This window comes from Roseiconus nitratireducens, assembly GCF_008629675.1.
Classification (GTDB): Bacteria; Planctomycetota; Planctomycetia; order Pirellulales; family Pirellulaceae; genus Stieleria; species Stieleria nitratireducens.
Genome location: NZ_VWOX01000104.1, coordinates 1 through 353, shown reverse-complemented (window position 1 = coordinate 353; position 353 = coordinate 1). Strand labels below are relative to the sequence as shown.

Here is a 353-nt window from a genome sequence, read left to right as displayed (position 1 = left end):
AAAAAAATGTTCCGTTTTTTGGGCAAGTACATGGTTTAATCTTTGGACTATCACTCCTATTGCCGAAGGTCTTCAGCAACTTGTCTCAATTTTTGAGACCACTGTTTCGGTTCCGCCGGCCCTAGCTCATCACGCAGTTCTTTCAAAAAGGTTAAAGATAGGTCTTCAAGCTCCAATAGTGACATATGCGTAGTCACATTCATTGCCACCTTTAAGGCTTCGAAAAATCGTATGTCTTTTGCTTTTGCAAGGGTAGCAGTCAGCTTGAGTGACATCGCATCAACTTCTGCTTTAGAGCCTGTGGTCAGAATTGATCTTTGCCGATTTCGGGGGATGTGAACAATAGCGGTTTT

1 protein-coding gene is annotated in these 353 nt (G+C 42.8%); it reads right to left on the bottom strand.

The features are described from left to right. Positions 1-56 precede the first annotated feature (56 nt). A partial coding sequence (locus tag FYK55_RS28855; protein WP_235909063.1) for a hypothetical protein occupies positions 57-353 on the bottom strand: 297 nt, incomplete at its 5' end.